General features: G+C 46.7%; 10 protein-coding genes and 3 rRNA genes. 1 reads left to right on the top strand and 12 read right to left on the bottom strand.

Annotated elements, in window-relative coordinates:
• Positions 1-33 precede the first annotated feature (33 nt).
• The 4 genes from rrf to HXT26_RS00325 form a co-directional block, all read right to left on the bottom strand.
• Positions 34-150: ribosomal RNA gene (gene rrf / locus HXT26_RS00340) — 5S ribosomal RNA — on the bottom strand.
• Positions 151-329: 179 nt separating this feature from the next.
• Positions 330-3,391 (bottom strand): 23S ribosomal RNA (locus HXT26_RS00335).
• A gap of 374 nt (positions 3,392-3,765) precedes the next feature.
• Positions 3,766-5,292: ribosomal RNA gene (locus HXT26_RS00330) — 16S ribosomal RNA — on the bottom strand.
• The 16S, 23S and 5S rRNA genes sit together here, the layout of an rRNA operon.
• A gap of 192 nt (positions 5,293-5,484) precedes the next feature.
• Complete coding sequence (locus tag HXT26_RS00325; protein WP_162720529.1) at positions 5,485-5,631, bottom strand: hypothetical protein; 147 nt, start codon at positions 5,629-5,631, stop codon at positions 5,485-5,487.
• Positions 5,632-6,032: 401 nt separating this feature from the next.
• On the opposite strand from HXT26_RS00325, the gene HXT26_RS00320 reads away from it, so the two are divergent.
• Entirely contained in the window at positions 6,033-6,803 is a 771-nt protein-coding gene (locus HXT26_RS00320) for an SIR2 family NAD-dependent protein deacylase (protein ID WP_116971278.1), read from the top strand.
• 25 nt (positions 6,804-6,828) lie between these two features.
• Here HXT26_RS00320 and HXT26_RS00315 read toward each other — a convergent pair whose 3' ends face one another.
• From HXT26_RS00315 to HXT26_RS00280, 8 genes are all read right to left on the bottom strand, one after another.
• A complete protein-coding gene (locus tag HXT26_RS00315; RefSeq protein WP_422112000.1) occupies positions 6,829-8,760 on the bottom strand; it encodes an alpha-glucosidase in 1,932 nt (643 codons plus the stop codon).
• Between the two features lie 214 nt (positions 8,761-8,974).
• The gene (locus HXT26_RS00310; protein WP_422111999.1) at positions 8,975-9,943 is read right to left on the bottom strand and encodes a ketopantoate reductase family protein; all 969 of its coding nucleotides are present in this window, start codon (positions 9,941-9,943) and stop codon (positions 8,975-8,977) included.
• Positions 9,944-10,185: 242 nt separating this feature from the next.
• Positions 10,186-11,232 (bottom strand): ribokinase, encoded by a 1,047-nt coding sequence (locus HXT26_RS00305; RefSeq protein ID WP_004119819.1) that lies wholly within the window; start codon positions 11,230-11,232, stop codon positions 10,186-10,188.
• A 46-nt stretch (positions 11,233-11,278) separates the two neighbouring features.
• Positions 11,279-11,674 carry a D-ribose pyranase gene (gene rbsD, locus HXT26_RS00300; RefSeq protein ID WP_004106191.1) on the bottom strand — a complete coding sequence of 132 codons (396 nt, stop codon included), beginning with the start codon at positions 11,672-11,674 and terminating at the stop codon, positions 11,279-11,281.
• Positions 11,675-11,967: 293 nt separating this feature from the next.
• Complete coding sequence (locus tag HXT26_RS00295; RefSeq protein ID WP_004119817.1) at positions 11,968-12,906, bottom strand: D-ribose ABC transporter substrate-binding protein; 939 nt, start codon at positions 12,904-12,906, stop codon at positions 11,968-11,970.
• Between the two features lie 263 nt (positions 12,907-13,169).
• Complete coding sequence (locus HXT26_RS00290; RefSeq protein WP_004106187.1) at positions 13,170-14,171, bottom strand: ABC transporter permease; 1,002 nt, start codon at positions 14,169-14,171, stop codon at positions 13,170-13,172.
• A 171-nt stretch (positions 14,172-14,342) separates the two neighbouring features.
• Positions 14,343-15,836 carry a sugar ABC transporter ATP-binding protein gene (locus tag HXT26_RS00285; protein WP_032842457.1) on the bottom strand — a complete coding sequence of 498 codons (1,494 nt, stop codon included), beginning with the start codon at positions 15,834-15,836 and terminating at the stop codon, positions 14,343-14,345.
• Between the two features lie 216 nt (positions 15,837-16,052).
• Complete coding sequence (locus HXT26_RS00280; RefSeq protein WP_004106183.1) at positions 16,053-17,063, bottom strand: LacI family DNA-binding transcriptional regulator; 1,011 nt, start codon at positions 17,061-17,063, stop codon at positions 16,053-16,055.
• Between the last annotated feature and the right edge of the window lie 359 nt (positions 17,064-17,422).

The following is a 17,422-nucleotide window of genomic DNA, read 5'->3' as shown; positions in this document are numbered from 1 at the left end:
GCGGGGAGTAAAAAACTCCCCGCTAGAAAAATAATGCGGCAGCGTGCTAGTCTCCCACACCCTATCGAGTGCAGTACCCTCGCCGTGTCAGGCCTTAGCTTCCGGGTTCGGAATGGGACCGGGCGTCTCACCTGAGCCATGACCACCGCAAAACTAGATTATACACTCAAAACCATTGAGTGGCAACACGTGGCGGTTAGGGAACCGGACATGAACGCGCGTAAAAACTCTTTTACCAACTGATCGTTAAGCAAAACATTCAGTACTCATTAACGCTAGAAGAATAATACTCATAAGGAACTCACCCTCCCCACTAGTAAAAGTGAGGAAGAATGTCACCATCGCCCGTTAGTACTAGTCAGCTCCACCCCTTACAGGGCTTCCACATCTAGCCTATCAACCACGTGTTCTACATGGGGGCTCACACACTAAAGTGCAAGGAATGCTTATCTTGGAGCAGGCTTCCCGCTTAGATGCTTTCAGCGGTTATCCCTTCCGAACGTAGCTAACCGGCAGCGCCACTGGCGTGACGACCGGCATACCAGAGGTTCGTCCACCCAGGTCCTCTCGTACTATGGGCAGGTCTCCTCAACATTCCAACGAGCGCAGAGGATAGAGACCAAACTGTCTCACGACGTTCTGAACCCAGCTCGCGTGCCGCTTTAATCGGCGAACAGCCGAACCCTTGGGACCTGCTCCAGCCCCAGGATGCGACGAGCCGACATCGAGGTGCCAAACCATCCCGTCGATATGGACTCTTGGGAATGATCAGCCTGTTATCCCCGGGGTACCTTTTATCCGTTGAGCGATGCCACGTCCGTACGCCGGCACCGGATCACTATCTCCGACTTTCGTCCCTGCTCGACCCGTCAGTCTCACAGTCAAGCCCGCTTGTGCGATTACACTCAACACCCGATTGCCAACCGGGCTGAGCGGACCATTGAGCGCCTCCGTTACTCTTTAGGAGGCAACCGCCCCAGTTAAACTACCCGCCAGGCACTGTCCCTGACACGGATAACGCGTCGAGGTTAGACGCCAGATATGGAAAGAGCGGTATTTCACCTGTCGACTCCACGCAAGCTAGCGCCCACGCTTCACAGCCTCCCGCCTATGCTACACGATCCACACCTAACGACAATACCAAGGTATAGTAAAGGTCCCGGGGTCTTTTCGTCCTTCTGCGCTTAACGAGCATCTTTACTCGTACTGCAATTTCGCCGGGCTCCTGGCCGAGACAGTGGGGAAGTCGTTACGCCATTCGTGCAGGTCGGAACTTACCCGACAAGGAATTTCGCTACCTTAGGATGGTTATAGTTACCACCGCCGTTTACCGGGGCTTAAATTCACCGCTTCACCGAAGCTAACGGATCCTCTTAACCTTCCGGCACCGGGCAGGCGTCAGAGCGTATACAGCGGCTTACGCCTTCGCACGCTCCTGTGTTTTTGGTAAACAGTCGCTACCCCCTAGCTTGTGCCACCCCCAACAGCTCAACAATGTAAAACCATATCACCATCAGGGGTCTCCCTTATGCCGAAGGCACGGGAGTAATTTGCCGAGTTCCTTGGCCAGGATTCGCCCGATCGCTTCGGTATACTCTACCAGACCACCAGTGTCGGTTTAGGGTACGAGCGGAATCACACCTCACGTTGAAGCTTTTCTTGGCAAGCAGGATCACCGGAATCAGCCTTACAGCCTACCCATCACGCCTCAGCTTAACATCCCCCGGATTTACCTAGGAGACAGCCCACACGCTTAGCCACGGAAAACCACCTCCGCAGCCGGCTACCTACCCGCGTCACTCCCACGCTAACCTACTACCGATACAGTCCCAACACAAACCCATCAACAACCCCGAAAGGCAATCAACAAGAAAATGAAGGTTAGTACTCTCAGATTCAGTTCGAACGGTGTAACACCGGTACGGGAATATCAACCCGTTCATCCATTCGACTACGCCTGTCGGCCTCGCCTTAGGACTCGACTCACCCGGGGACGACGAACGTGGCCCCGGAACCCTTAGTCATTCAGCGGACGGGATTCACACCCGTCTCTCGCTACTCATGTCTGCATTCTCACTCCTGTAAAGTCCACGACAAGTTCACACTGCCGCTTCACCCCATACAGGACGCTCTCCTACCCCGCATGAACAAAATTCATGCAGCCGCGTCTTCGGTGGCGTGCTTAAGCCCCGCTACATTGTCGGCGCGGAACCACTAGACCAGTGAGCTGTTACGCACTCTTTCAAGGATGGCTGCTTCTGAGCCAACCTCCTGGCTGTCTATGCGACTCCACATCCTTTCCCACTTAGCACGCGCTTCGGGACCTTAGACGACGATCAGGGCTGTTTCCCTTTTGACGACGGAGCTTATCCCCCGCCGACTCACTGCCGTGATAAACCTAACAGGTATTCGGAGTTTGGCTGCTATTGGTACCCGGTATGGGCCCGCAAGCATCCAGTAGCTCTACCCCCTGTAAGCAATAACACGACGCTGCACCTAAATGCATTTCGGAGAGAACCAGCTATCACGGAATTTGATTGGCCTTTCACCCCTAACCCCAAGTCATCCCCCCAGTTTTCAACCTAGGTGGGTTCGGTCCTCCACACGGTCTTACCCGCGCTTCAACCTGCTCAGGGCTAGATCATCCCGCTTCGGGTCCAGGACATGCGACTCAAACGCCTTTTAAAACTCGCTTTCGCTACGGCTCCCCCACCCGGGTTAGCCTCGCCACATACCACTGACTCGCAGACTCATTTTTCGATAGGCACGCCGTCACCCCACAAAGAAGGCTCCGACGGATTGTAAGCGCACGGTTTCAGGAACTATTTCACTCCCCTCCCGGGGTGCTTTTCACCTTTCCCTCACGGTACTAGTACACTATCGGTCAGACAGGAATACTTAGGCTTACCCAACGGTCTGGGCAGATTCACGCGGGATTCCACGAGTCCCGCGCTACTTGGGAATAAACATAAAGAGACATCGCACGACAAGCTACGGGGCCATCACCCTCTACGGCTGGGAATTCAATCCCATTCACCTAGCACGACATTTTATCACTCTCCTCAACCCCGTCAGAGGCTGAACAGTCCATCCCACGACCCCGAATGCGCAACACCTGACGGCTATCACACGCACCCGGTTTAGCCTGATCCGCTTTCGCTCGCCACTACTCACGGAGTATCCTTTCCTGCAGGTACTGAGATGTTTCACTTCCCTGCGTACCCCCCACAAAAACTGTGGTGACCACTCATAACAGTGGCCGGGTCTCCCCATTCGGAAATCCTCGGATCAAAGCCCACTCGGCAGCTCCCCGAGGCATATCGCAGCCCGTCACGTCCTTCATCGGTCCTGTCTACCAAGGCATCCACCATACGCCCTTACCAGTGACAAACACTAAAGTAAGAACCCATCAGCAAAATTCTCTAGACAAAAAATCATCACACTAAACGATCACAAAACGATCAAGCGACTCCAACAAAAGGAGCCGGTTGAAATTGATAAAAGCAAAAAAATCGAAACCAAAAAAGTCTCGCATTTTACTCGCGTCCACTATCCAGTTCTCAAACCACCACAACACCACAAAACCAGCATCAACACTCAAAAAGCATCAACCTGAAATCCTGTGAGTCAAGGACCGCAACCCCAAAACAAGGGGGGTGGCAATCCGGGAACCCAAAAGCATGCCCAACAAACTCATATAAACGTTAACCACTGTTTTCCACACCAGTAACCACACTCAACCGAGCGTGCACAAAAACTCCGTAGAAAGGAGGTGATCCAGCCGCACCTTCCGGTACGGCTACCTTGTTACGACTTAGTCCCAATCACGAGCCTCACCTTAGACGGCTCCATCCCAAAAGGGTTAGGCCACCGGCTTCGGGTGCTGCCCACTTTCATGACTTGACGGGCGGTGTGTACAAGGCCCGGGAACGCATTCACCGCGACGTTGCTGATTCGCGATTACTAGCGACTCCGCCTTCACGTAGTCGAGTTGCAGACTACGATCCGAACTGAGACCGGTTTTAAGGGATCCGCTCCATGTCACCATGTCGCATCCCGTTGTACCGGCCATTGTAGCATGCGTGAAGCCCTGGACGTAAGGGGCATGATGATCTGACGTCATCCCCACCTTCCTCCGAGTTAACCCCGGCGGTCCCCCGTGAGTTCCCGGCATAACCCGCTGGCAACACAGGGCGAGGGTTGCGCTCGTTGCGGGACTTAACCCAACATCTCACGACACGAGCTGACGACGACCATGCACCACCTGTGAACCTGCCCCGAAGGGAAACCACATCTCTGCAGTCGACAGGCACATGTCAAGCCCAGGTAAGGTTCTTCGCGTTGCATCGAATTAATCCGCATGCTCCGCCGCTTGTGCGGGCCCCCGTCAATTTCTTTGAGTTTTAGCCTTGCGGCCGTACTCCCCAGGCGGGACGCTTAACGCGTTAGCTCCGACACGGAACCCGTGGAATGGGCCCCACATCCAGCGTCCACCGTTTACGGCGTGGACTACCAGGGTATCTAATCCTGTTCGCTCCCCACGCTTTCGCTTCTCAGCGTCAGTAACAGCCCAGAGACCTGCCTTCGCCATTGGTGTTCTTCCCGATATCTACACATTCCACCGTTACACCGGGAATTCCAGTCTCCCCTACTGCACTCTAGCCCGCCCGTACCCGGCGCAGACCCACCGTTAAGCGATGGGCTTTCACACCAGACGCGACGAACCGCCTACAAGCTCTTTACGCCCAATAATTCCGGATAACGCTTGCGCCCTACGTATTACCGCGGCTGCTGGCACGTAGTTAGCCGGCGCTTATTCGAAAGGTACACTCACCCGAAGGCTTGCTCCCAATCAAAAGCGGTTTACAACCCGAAGGCCTTCATCCCGCACGCGGCGTCGCTGCGTCAGGGTTTCCCCCATTGCGCAATATTCCCCACTGCTGCCTCCCGTAGGAGTCTGGGCCGTATCTCAGTCCCAATGTGGCCGTCCGCCCTCTCAGGCCGGCTACCCGTCGAAGCCTAGGTGGGCCATTACCCCGCCTACAAGCTGATAGGACGCGACCCCATCCCATGCCACTAAACACTTTCCCAACAAGACATGCGTCAAGTTGGAGCATCCAGCATTACCACCCGTTTCCAAGAGCTATTCTGGAGCATGGGGCAGGTTGGTCACGCATTACTCACCCGTTCGCCACTCTCACCAGTCAGCAAGCTGACTAGATCCCGTTCGACTTGCATGTGTTAAGCACGCCGCCAGCGTTCATCCTGAGCCAGAATCGAACCCTCCACGAAAAACTTCAATGAAGAGCCAACAAAAGGCTCCAATATTAAAAAGAAAAAGACGAGACATTCTTTAAGGAAAGAACATCCCAACAAAAAACCTCACCACCATTTAACCATCTCTCAGGCACCCTGCAATCTGCAAGGCAGGCAATGAACTGGCAATAATTAACTAATAAGTAGTACAGACACGCTCTTGAGTTCTCAAACCACCACCACACCAGCCGGCCCATCAACCTCAACCGAGGAGAACCAGCCGCGCTGAGCAGCAAGAGATAAACTTACACCAACCCACGCTAAAACGCAAACCCACCAAAAACAAACACCCCAAAACCATTGAAAACAAGCCAAAACACCGGCGTGTCGAAAACCACGCAAAAAACACCAAAAACCTACACAAAGCCAGGAACAATAATCAAAAATAGCCCCAAAAACCTCAAAACCGGGAGTGTCGCGCACCCACGCATTAAGAAAAACAGCAACAAAGACACAATTAATACAGAATCAACGCGAAAAAGACACAATAAAAGCCGAAAAAGATGAGATATACGATTAAAGATATACGCAAAATGTATGAACGCGATATATGGAATACATACGAAATAAGAAATACCTGTATAAATAGATACTTATTAAATAAACTTTTATAAAGAATACAAAGCACATAAAAACACAAAAAGCATAAAGCGCATAAAGAAAAGAAGAAAAGAATAGGATATTAACAGACATTAATAAAAAGAAGGATCAGAAGAATGAGCAACAAGCAATCGAACAGCAAACGCCATATTGTTGTACTAACCGGAGCAGGAATCTCCACAAGTGCTGGCATTCCTGATTTTCGCGGACCAGATGGCGTATGGACTAAGCACCCAGAGCAAATGAGCGTTTACGATATAGACGCGTTTTTAAGCAGCGAAGAAGAACGCATTTACTCTTGGCGCTGGCAAAAAGAGTCACCTGTTTGGAACGCTCAGCCAGGAACAGCACACAAGGCACTTGTAAAACTTGAGAAAGCTGGAATGCTAGATTTAATAGCCACCCAAAACTTTGACGCACTTCACGAAAAAGCTGGCAATAGCCCAGATATTATAGTGAATTTGCACGGAAGCATTGGAACCTCACACTGCATGAGCTGCCACGCGAGCTATAAAACAGCCGATATTATGGCAGATTTAGACGAGAATCCAGATCCGCATTGCAGACGCGCTCTTCCATACCGTAGCAATATGCCTTGCAACGGTTTAATCAAAACAGACGTTGTATATTTTGGCGAGGCACTTCCTGAGGGAGCAATGGAACGAAGCGCGCAAGCAATAGTTAAAGCGGACGAGCTGTGGGTTATTGGTTCCACGCTAGAAGTATTTCCAGCTGCTTCTCTCGTACCGTTAGCCGCGCGTGCAGGAGTGCCTATTACGATAATGAACCTGGGCTCTACACAATACGACTATTTGGCAGAGCGTATTATTCGCGAAGATATTGCGAAAGCTCTGCCAAAATTAGTAGACGAAACTATTGCAAAGTGACTATTGCAAAGTAACGCTATTAAAACTATTGCAAAGTAACAGCTATACCTTCCCAAGGCGCAAGCGTACCGTTTTTAAGCGATGTAAGCGCGTGATTCACGTCGTAAGTTGTAACCATTACGTCACGCCCCACAAAAGCGTTAGAGGCGCGATTTTGCAATAATTGCGCGCTCTGCGTAGGTATAGGCACGGTTGAATCAGTCATATTAATCATTACGAGCATGCGTTCTGTAGATTCCGCATTAGATTTCGCAGAATTTGCAGCAGATTCCGCAGCAGTCTCTGCAGAGTCATCCTGCTTTTCGCAATCAGATTTAAGCTCGCGCACGAAAGCGTACACGCACTCGTCATCCGCATCGACCAAATTCCAAGAGCCAGCAGAAACAATCGGCTCCGAATGGCGCAAAGCAATTAAATACTTATAGAAAGCGTAAACAGAATCTGAATCTTCCATCTGCTCAGCTGCATTAATGTCTACGTAGTTAGGATTCACACTAATCCACGGCTCTGCGTTATTTTGCGACGTAACATTAAAAGGCATAAAACCCGCGTATTTAGAAGCATTCCACTGCATTGGAGTTCTAGAATTATCGCGACCGCGCTTTGCGAGCGCATCCATCATCGACTCAGCCGACTGAATATGCGCTTCTTCTACGCGCTGCTTAAACATATTCAACGCTTCCAAATCGCGATACTGCTCGAGACGCGTAAAGTGCGCGTTAGTCATGCCTATTTCCTCGCCTTGGTACACGTAAGGCGTGCCGCGGTGCATGTGAAGAAGCATGGCAATCGCCTTAGCAGAGCGCACGCGCATCTCCTCACTAGCCTCACTACCCCAGCGAGAAAGCGCACGCGGCTGATCGTGATTATTAAAGAACAAGCTCGCCCAACCAGCATCCGCTACCGCTTGCTGTTGCTCTGCCATCACGCGCTTTAATTCCGTAAGCTTTAGCGGCACAGGGTTCCACTTAGTTCCGTTTTCGCAATCGATATCCACGTGATTGAACAGGAATAACATGTCGAGTTCACTGTGAGTAGGGTCAGTAATATAAGTATTACGGTGCGGAGAAATTCCCGGAGCTTCACCAACAGTTAAGAAACCTTCGCGCCCTTCGAAAACTTCTGCACGCATCTCACGTAAGAATTCGTCTAAACGAGGACCATCCGAGCAGAACGGGAACGGCGAAGAATAGCCGTCAGCACCAGCTGGAAAATCTTCAATCTGGCAGCCAACTTCCCCAGGCAAACGACCTTCAGAATCAACATGCTTGGAAATTTGCGTAATCACATCCATGCGGAAGCCGTCAATTCCGCGATCCATCCACCAATTCATCATCTTGTACACGGCAGCGCGAACCGCGGGATTTTCCCAATTCAAATCTGGCTGCTTTGGAGAATACTGGTGAAGGAAGTATTCTCCGCGCCTCGGATCGTAAGTCCACGCGGAACCGCCGAAATACGAACCCCACTTATTCGGCTCCGCACCCGGCTCACCAGGCACACAACCTTCACGCGCAGGCCTCCACCAATACCAATCAGCGTAATCACTAGAAGCATCTCTTGAAGCCTGGAACCAAGCATGCTCGTCAGAAGTGTGATTTACTACTAAATCCATCACAACTTTAAGCCCACGCTTGTGCGCGCCAGCCAAAAGTTCGTCCATATCTTCCAAAGTGCCAAAAAGCGGATCAATATCTTGATAATCGGAAATATCGTAACCGTTATCGTCTTGCGGAGACTTGTAAACAGGGCTGAGCCAGAGCACGTCAACACCTAAATCAGCCAAATAGTCAAGGCGCGAAGTGATTCCCTTCAAATCACCAATGCCGTCACCGTTCGTATCTTGGAAGCTTCGCGGATAAATCTGATACACTACTGCATTCGCCCACCAAGGGTTTGGCGTAGCGCCGCTTGTGCGCACGGATTCTGGCAAGTTTGCTCTGTCAAAAGTAGTCATATAAACCCCATTAATTTACGTTAATAAGTATTTTTATTACAGTTTTATTTATTACAAATAATTTTATTTATTTAATAGTATTGATGATTTTAGACTCTAAATTTTATCAGCATATTAGATGTTACGCGCGGATCATAAAAAGCGGCCCGCAGTAAAAACCGCGAGCCGCTCCTCCTTCTCATTCATTGCAAGAGCTATAGGGATACTCTCTAAATTATTGCTGATTATGAAGCTTGAACGCGAGTTCTGCCAAATGAACTCCGTGCGTTAAGAATTCGTGAGTACGGCAAACGTAATCATTTTCGCGACCGAGCTTTGCTATGTAACCATTAATGTAATCGACTTCAGTCTTTCGTCCGCGACTCATATCTTGGTACATAGAAGGATAGTGCAAAGGATTTGCAACACGACTTACGTAATCGATAGCCTCCAACTCCTGCTGACGCGTATTAACCATACGAATTCCTGCACGATCGCACACGTCGTACGCTTCGTTAATAAGCTGTCGAGCCATATCCATAGTCCCAGGGTACGAAATAAACTGGCCCATTTGAATCTGATACATTGTGCACAAAGTGTTAACTACGGAATTGAAAACTACCTTCGCCATGCACGTACCCTTGAAATCTTCCGTAATAGTAGGATTCAAGCCTGCAGCTTTAAAGTCGTCTCGCATAGCAAGCTCAACATCGCTCACCTGCTCGTTTAACGCACACATGTTCATGGTACCAACGCCAACTTTACCAATAAAATCAACGTCGCCCGGACCGTTCAAAACGGTTGCAATCATTGCAGTTCCACCATAAATATGGTCATCCGGGAAATATTGCTGCAACTTTTCGAAATGACCCCAACCATTCATAGCAGCAAACACAACCTGATGCTCTTTAAACAAATGCTTACAACGCTCCAACATTTCCGCAAGCTGCATTTGCTTCATAAACACGATCCACACGTCTGGATCGCCGTCATAATCTTCAGGCGTATACATATTAATCGGCACTAAATGACGGTTTTCGTGGTCGCGGCTCACCATTACGCCGCCTTGCTCGCGAACTTTATTCACATTTTCATCCCAGGCATCAATGAAATCAACATGAATGCCAGCCGTTTCCTGCAACAAAACGCCATAGCGATATCCCATAGCTCCCGAACCGATCATTGCATATTTCATGCCACTCATAGTGACACCTCCTTTTAGATAAAAATGTGCTTAGGCGAAATTCGTGCATACATGGAAATTCGTCGAAGCGGCTGTGAATATAATAAAAAGCAGTAAGGCTGATTGTAGTGACTAAAATCAGCCAACTGCTTTTTGGTTTTTATAGCATATTACACAGTTTTAGGAGAATGTCAAAATTCTGTACATCGGCAAGGCGCGAACGTCAACTGAATATACTTACAATTTATGCATGCATCACCTACTTACAAGTGAAAAAATTGACGAATTTGAGCAACTGTACCGTAGGAAGCTTGTGCGCCAAATCCAGTAGCAGCATATGCAGCTACATAAGAAGCGAGTGACGCCGCATCAACCAACCGCATATCCACAGACAAACACGCAAGCACAGTACCCATAAAAGCATCGCCACAACCCGTAGTATCAACGGCATTGACATGCTGAGCCATAATTCGATGCACCGAATTATCAGCATAATCCAAAACCATAGACCCACGTGAGCCAAGTGTTACTATTGCCTCATTAAAGCCAAACTCATGCATTGCATGAAGCGTATGCTTCCAATCAAATGAATCCCAATCACCACTATCTGGTTCTGAAATATGCAATAGCTGTGCCATTTCATGCTCATTGACCAGTAAGATATCTGCAGATCGTATAAGATCTCGCGGTAATGTATCCAAAAAAGGCGAATTATTAAGCAAAACTTTTACGCCATGCTCATGTGCTAAGCGAGCGCACATCGTAACCGATTCTAATGGACTTTCCAAGCAAAGCCCTAATACTTTTGCATTAGTAATAGCAGCTTGCACAGATGACGACTGAATATAATCAATATCAACTTGCGAGTTAGATCCAGGCGCATAAACAATAGTATTTTCGCCACTTTGCGCATCCACTGTAATCACTGTTGCGCCACTGTTGCAATTGGGTACATGACGTACATACGTCGTATCAACACCAGATTCTCGCAAAGCACCAGTAAGAAAATCAGCATTAGCATCATTACCTACAGCACCGAACATACATACGTGCGCACCAAGCTTTGCAGCAGATACTGCCTGATTACCTGACTTACCTCCAGGCAGTATTCGTATTTCGTCACCTTTAATGGTCTCACCAGGCATAGGAAGACGATTAGCAACAATAGTATAATCCGCATTCATAGAACCAACTATCGCTACAGTAGGCATCTTCATATTTCGTAACGCAGGCAATGTCTCACGTTGCAAAGCCACGTTAACAGGCTGAATGACTTTAATCTTTTCTAAACTCTCCAACGAGTCAAGCATATGATAACTACACATAATTCTCCCTAAATATTGCGCAAAACAAAGCTTAGAATGGAACACCACAACGCAGCAACACGTTAGAATACGGAGTAGTCTCACCCGTTCGAATCACGAATTTAGCTTGCGAAACAAGAGACTTAAATCCTTGTTCGCCATCATGAGGCACATAAGTCAATGGCACACCAAGCAAATCCTTGACCCATGTTTCTGGAACATCATCACAAGCTTCTTCCGCCATAATACCAGACTCAAGAACAAGATCGTCCTTTATTGATGCAAGCACATCAGGAAATCGCGGTATTCCAAAAACCAAGGCTAAATCAATAACTTCTACGCCCGCTGGGACAGGCAAGCCACAGTCAGAAACAACAAATTGATCCTTATGCCTCAATTTTGCAATAGCAGCTGCTAATTGTGCGTTCAAAATACCATGAGTTAACATAATTCACCCCATATCGTGGCTCATGAAAGCGACATCAACAATGATCATCACCTTTATAACAAATGCGCCACCACGAACATATATGATAAAAATCTTATTAAGAAAACAATGGCGTTGAGAACGCTAAATCATACGGTATTAATAAATTTTACTGTTACAATTATTTTCACGAAAACATCATGAATGCTCTCAGCGCCATATAAATTTTGCATTAGCTATATTAATCCATAAAACTACTCAACATAAACTTTAATGTTTATACACAGAATTACATAGTTTTATGCAAATATGTATTACTCAAAATCACCCACATTCTTTACTGTCACTGTTTTCACAGTAATTGGCTCAGTCTTTGGAACACTTTGCCCTTTAATAGCTTTTACAGCAGCAGCAACGGCAGAACGACCAAGTTCCTTTGGCTGCTGAGCAATTGTTCCAGCCATTGTGCCGGCTTTAATAGCTTTCATACCGTCAGCAGTGCCATCGAAACCTACTACTTTAATTTCTTTACCAGCTTTAGCTCCTAATGCTTGAATGGCACCTAATGCCATCTCGTCATTTTCGGCGTAAATGCCGGTTGCATTCGGGTGCGATTGCAACAAATTAGTAGCCACATTTAATGCTTCAGCACGGTCAAAGTTAGCAGTTTGTTCTGCTACAACTTTAATATTTGAATATTTTTTAATACGATCTTTGAATCCTTTGCCACGGTCGCGAGTAGAAGCCGCTCCAGGAATACCTTGCAAAACCAAAACTTCACCCTTTTCGCCCATACTATTAGCTAGCGTGTCAGCAGCCTGAGCACCACCAGCAACGTTATCGGAAGCAATATGCGAAGTAACTTTTTCACCAGTTACAGAACGGTCAACAGAAATCACAGGCAAGTTCGCGCTTAGCAACGGGGCAACTGCAGGACCAGCAGCATCAGAATCTACAGGGTTAATAATAACAGCTTTTGCACCTTGTGATTGAGCATTCTGCGCTTGATCCTGCTGCTTTGCAGAATCATTCTGAGCGTCGGAAACTTGCAAATCAACACCAAGTTTCTTTGCTTCAGCTTGGGCACCATCACGTAAATCCACAAAGAACGGATTATTCAAAGTAGAAACTAGCAATGCGACTTTATCGCCACCATTAGTACTACCACATGCACTCATGCTGACAATAAGTGCAGATGCTGCTGCAACCGCGCAAGCAATCTTTACGCCTCGACGCATAATTGGATAATTCATCATATCTCCTTTGATTATTGCCCTGTGCTACCGCAAGTTTTTAGTTCGATAAATCCACAATGTTGCAGTGACATAAGGCTGATGTTTCACCATCTCTTTACCTTATTGTTACGTAGTTTTGAGTTATAAAGTTCAGTTATAATATTCCAAATCGTTTCAATTCTTGCTGAAAATATTGATTACTCGCCACTTACGAATCAACATTTGCAAGATTCACCTCCTTCCTACGAGAAGATCAAGTTTATAAAAGTATTAATTTGCTGTCAGTGCGTATCTTCCTTGCGGCGCAAAGTGTCAAGGCTCACAGCAAAGGCAATAACCAAACCAATAACTACTTGCTGCCAGAAGGAGGAAACATTCAAAATATTCAAGCCATTACGAATTACAGCCAGCAAAATTGCTCCTACGAAAGTGCCAGAAATCTTACCTTTACCGCCTGAAAGCGAAGCACCACCGATAACAACAGAAGCAATAGCATCCATTTCATAGCCAGTGGCGGCCTGAGGCTGAGCGGAATGTAAACGACCGGCAATAACTAAACCAGCGATGGCAGCGAAAATACCGGAAAAAATAAACACCATAATTTGTGTTTTATGAATATTGATACCAGAAAGGCGAGAGGCCTCCATATTTCCACCAACAGCATACATAGAACGACCAGTAGTGGTGAAGTTCAGTATTACTGCAGCAATAACACCCATGATAATCATCATCACGATTGGCATTGGAATACCTAATATGTTGGCACCAAAGAAATTCACCATGCCAGAGGTAGAAATAGGACGACCGTCTGAAACAACAAGGGTAAGTCCACGCGCAACAGACATCATTGCCAATGTAGCAATAAACGATGGTAACTTAAGAAAAGCGTTCGCAACACCTGAAATAAGACCAAAAAGCGCACCGGTTACTATACCTACAACAACAGTTAACACTGGCGGCAACCCCATAGAAACGCCTGTATACGCAACCAACATGCTAGAAATTGCAGCCACCGCACCTACTGACAAATCAATACCAGCGGACACGATGACAAAGGTTTGACCGAATGCCAAAATAGCAACTGTCGCAGCTTGAATACCCACATTGAGAATATTCACACTTGTCAAAAATGCTGGCGTGGCGCACGAAAGCGCAGCACACAAGATAATCAAGCCGATAAGAGCGCCATTACGTGACGCAAACTTTTTCGCTGCAGGCAAAAATCCTTTATCAACTGCACCGTATCCCAAATGCTCAGATTTTGCACTACTCGTAGCAGCCATAATTTATACTCCTTTAACAAATTTTGCTATAACTCACTGCACTACTGTGTGCAATAAATTGTTGTATGCAAGTTTTACGTTTGATTGGTAACTTTAATTTTTAAGATTTCAATATGGCTCATGTATCAGTTTCATATTGAAAGCAGTAAGGTTTTACTCATTCCTGTATGCTCAAATACCAGATGTATTAAGGTGAGTCACTGCAAGCTCCATCACACTTTCCTGCGTAGCCTCGCTTGCAGCTAATTCACCGCTGATTCTGCCGTTCGACATCACCAATACGCGATCTGACATGCCAAGCACTTCAGGCAAATCTGAGGATGCCATCAGCACAGCACCTCCATTTTCTACGATACTGTTAATCAACTCGTAAATTTCTACACGAGCACCAACATCAACACCACGAGTAGGCTCATCCAGCAATAGCACTTTCACGTTCGCCATAGACCATTTGCCGAACACGATTTTTTGTTGATTACCGCCAGATAGCGAACCAGCGGGTTGATCAATGTTTGCCATACGAATACGCAATTTTTTTGCAGTTTCTTCTTCGCGAGTACGCTGCCCTTTCAAATCCGCAAATCCTGCATGTGCTGTAGGAACTAATGTAGAAATTCCCAAATTTTCTGCAACAGATGCTTCAAGAATCAACCCTTGTACTCGACGATCTTCTGGGACTAAACCAAGACCAGCTGCGATGCTTCCTGCAATATTCGCTTTCGCAATAGATTTACCATCAACAGTTATTGAACCTGAATCATAACTATCTGCACCAAATATTGCACGAAGAACTTCGGTACGACCAGCACCTACCAAACCTGCAAGACCCACAACTTCGCCAGCATGAACGCTGAAGGATACATTTTCTAACGTACCTTTTCGCGTTAAGCCTTCTACTTTTAGCAGCTCTTTGCCTTGACTACGTTTGCCATGAGGGAATTGATTTGTAATATCACGACCTACCATGAGTTTTACAAGTTCCTTCTCAGGAACTTGCGCATCAACAGTATCGACGTATTTGCCATCGCGAAGTACAGTTACAACATCACCAATACGCGCAATTTCATCTAAATGATGAGAAATAAACACCATTCCAACATTTTTGGATTTTAAATCTTCCATAATGTTAAATAACTGTTCACATTCTGGTTTTGTTAGAGCAGCTGTTGGTTCATCAAGAATAAGGATAGATGCATGTTGCATAAGTGCTTTGGCTATTTCTACCATTTGTTGACGAGCTACACCAAGTTGTCCCATTGGCTTATTGACATCTTCATCTAAACCGATAACTTGCAATGCAGATTCCGCACGAGCACGCATCGTCGCCCGACTAACAAAACCAGCTTTCGTAGGAAGCATACCAAGGAACAAATTTTCCATAATAGAAAGTTCTGGCACCAAATTTAACTCTTGGTGAATCACAGCAATGCCCAATTTGCGAGCAGTATCCACATTAGGAATTCGCACTGTTTCACCATTGATCTCAATATGACCTTTATCTGGCTGATAAATGCCACTCATCATCTTAATAACTGTTGACTTGCCCGCACCATTTTCACCAAGGAGAACATGCACTTCACCTGGTTTTACTGTTACAGACACATTGTCAACTACCGTAGAATTACCGAATATTTTCGATACTCCTACTAGCGATAGTTCCGTCATGTCCTACCTCTTTCTTCGCTACAGCACCACTGCTGCCACGAAAATGCAATAAATTACGCTACATTACGCTTGTACTTTGGATGAGAATTATGCCGCAATGTGCATGCAAAAACGTAACAACAACGGTACGCTCAGGCGATTGCTGCACACGCTTACAAAGTCACGGTACAAAAATCAATAACAATAGTGTCAAGCTATAGAATAACAGCCTTACAGCTACGCATTTCCTAACGATTCACGCGGAATATACATAGTTTCTACTCGCTGCGATTGAACATCAACATTATGTTCTAACATATCCAAAAAAAGTGCAGCACTAGTACGACCAATGCGCTGAACTTGTTGCGAAATAGTAGAAATACGCGGCGTTGCTAAGCGGAATATTTCAACATCATCAAACGAGATAAGTGAAATATCACTGCCTATCACTAATCCTTCACGAGCCATTACATCCATCACTCGCAGCGCATCTGGCGAATAGCCGATAATAAGCGCTTTTACACCAACGCTAATCATGCGATGCAACACGCTAGCACATGAGGATTGTTCAAATCCCGTAGATTCTACAAATACATGTTCTTCGCCAAATATCTCCGAAGCCACTGTACGAAATACTTGTTCACGTTCTTGCAGTGACGGTGAAGCGATAATTGGACCCGACACGTAGCCAACTGAGCAAAAACCATGTTGTTTAACATCCAATAATGCGTCACGAATACCTTGCTCTGGATCCGAATCCACAACTGGCACATGCGTTAAATCGCCAGTCCGAGGTTCCACATGTCGATCCATAAACATAAGTGGAAGATGCTGCTCCATCAACATTCTCATAGCATCAGTTTCCTCACCTTGAGGCACAATAATCGCACCATCAATGCGTTGAGAAAGAATACTTGTAATGAATGAATCTTGACGAGCTGCACTCTCAGAAGATGTTCCAATAAACGCACAATAGCCGGCATCAAACAACGAGTCTTGCACAGTATACGCAAGCTCAGCAAAATACGCATTGCGTATATCTGGCACAAGTAACCCCACTGTCTTAGTACGAGATGACCGCATCGCCTGAGCGCGAGAATCTGGTATATAACCTAGTTCCGCAACTGCACGCTCAACTTTCGCCTTAGTGTTTGCCGATATACGACCCGTATTATTCAATGCGCGAGAAACAGTTGATACTGATATACCAGCACGTTGCGCAACATCGCGAATCGTAATGTACGACATGACACCTCCAGCTCATCTCTTATGCTCAACCAGTGTTAACAATTTTGCACTGTTATCGATATGTTTTGATTTTAGCTTGTACTCCATGTTTTATACTACGTTTTTCCATATACTCCTCTCGTCGGAGAAAAACAGCACTATGCAACCATGCATAAGAGCCTCTGTGCAATCTTATTCTCAACGAGCAGCTTCATCAGCGCTGAATAGAATCCGCAAATTGAGATAACGTTCCCACAATTGTCGGTTTCTTCAACTTACCTCATGCGGTAACGTTACCGCAACTATAACATTTTGTTAGAATGAACACAAGGGGAACACGCTAAAAATTACTTTTCATGCACTGCGCTATCTTGAATTAA

The sequence above is a fragment of the Gardnerella sp. DNF00497B genome, from assembly GCF_049262725.1.
Taxonomy (GTDB): domain Bacteria; phylum Actinomycetota; class Actinomycetes; order Actinomycetales; family Bifidobacteriaceae; genus Bifidobacterium; species Bifidobacterium leopoldii.
The sequence above is the reverse complement of the archived record's forward strand: the minus strand, read 5'-3'. Positions and strand labels throughout refer to the sequence as shown.

Excerpts from the sequence above, each read along its gene's own strand:
- HXT26_RS00280 (WP_004106183.1), bottom strand. The coding sequence starts at position 17,063 with ATGTCGTACATTACGATTCGCGATGTTGCGCAACGTGCTGGTATATCA.
- HXT26_RS00315 (WP_422112000.1), bottom strand. The coding sequence starts at position 8,760 with ATGACTACTTTTGACAGAGCAAACTTGCCAGAATCCGTGCGCACAAGC.
- rbsD (WP_004106191.1), bottom strand. The coding sequence starts at position 11,674 with ATGTTAACTCATGGTATTTTGAACGCACAATTAGCAGCTGCTATTGCA.
- HXT26_RS00305 (WP_004119819.1), bottom strand. The coding sequence starts at position 11,232 with ATGCTTGACTCGTTGGAGAGTTTAGAAAAGATTAAAGTCATTCAGCCT.
- HXT26_RS00290 (WP_004106187.1), bottom strand. The coding sequence starts at position 14,171 with ATGGCTGCTACGAGTAGTGCAAAATCTGAGCATTTGGGATACGGTGCA.
- HXT26_RS00295 (WP_004119817.1), bottom strand. The coding sequence starts at position 12,906 with ATGAATTATCCAATTATGCGTCGAGGCGTAAAGATTGCTTGCGCGGTT.
- HXT26_RS00285 (WP_032842457.1), bottom strand. The coding sequence starts at position 15,836 with ATGACGGAACTATCGCTAGTAGGAGTATCGAAAATATTCGGTAATTCT.
- HXT26_RS00320 (WP_116971278.1), top strand. The coding sequence starts at position 6,033 with ATGAGCAACAAGCAATCGAACAGCAAACGCCATATTGTTGTACTAACC.
- HXT26_RS00310 (WP_422111999.1), bottom strand. The coding sequence starts at position 9,943 with ATGAGTGGCATGAAATATGCAATGATCGGTTCGGGAGCTATGGGATAT.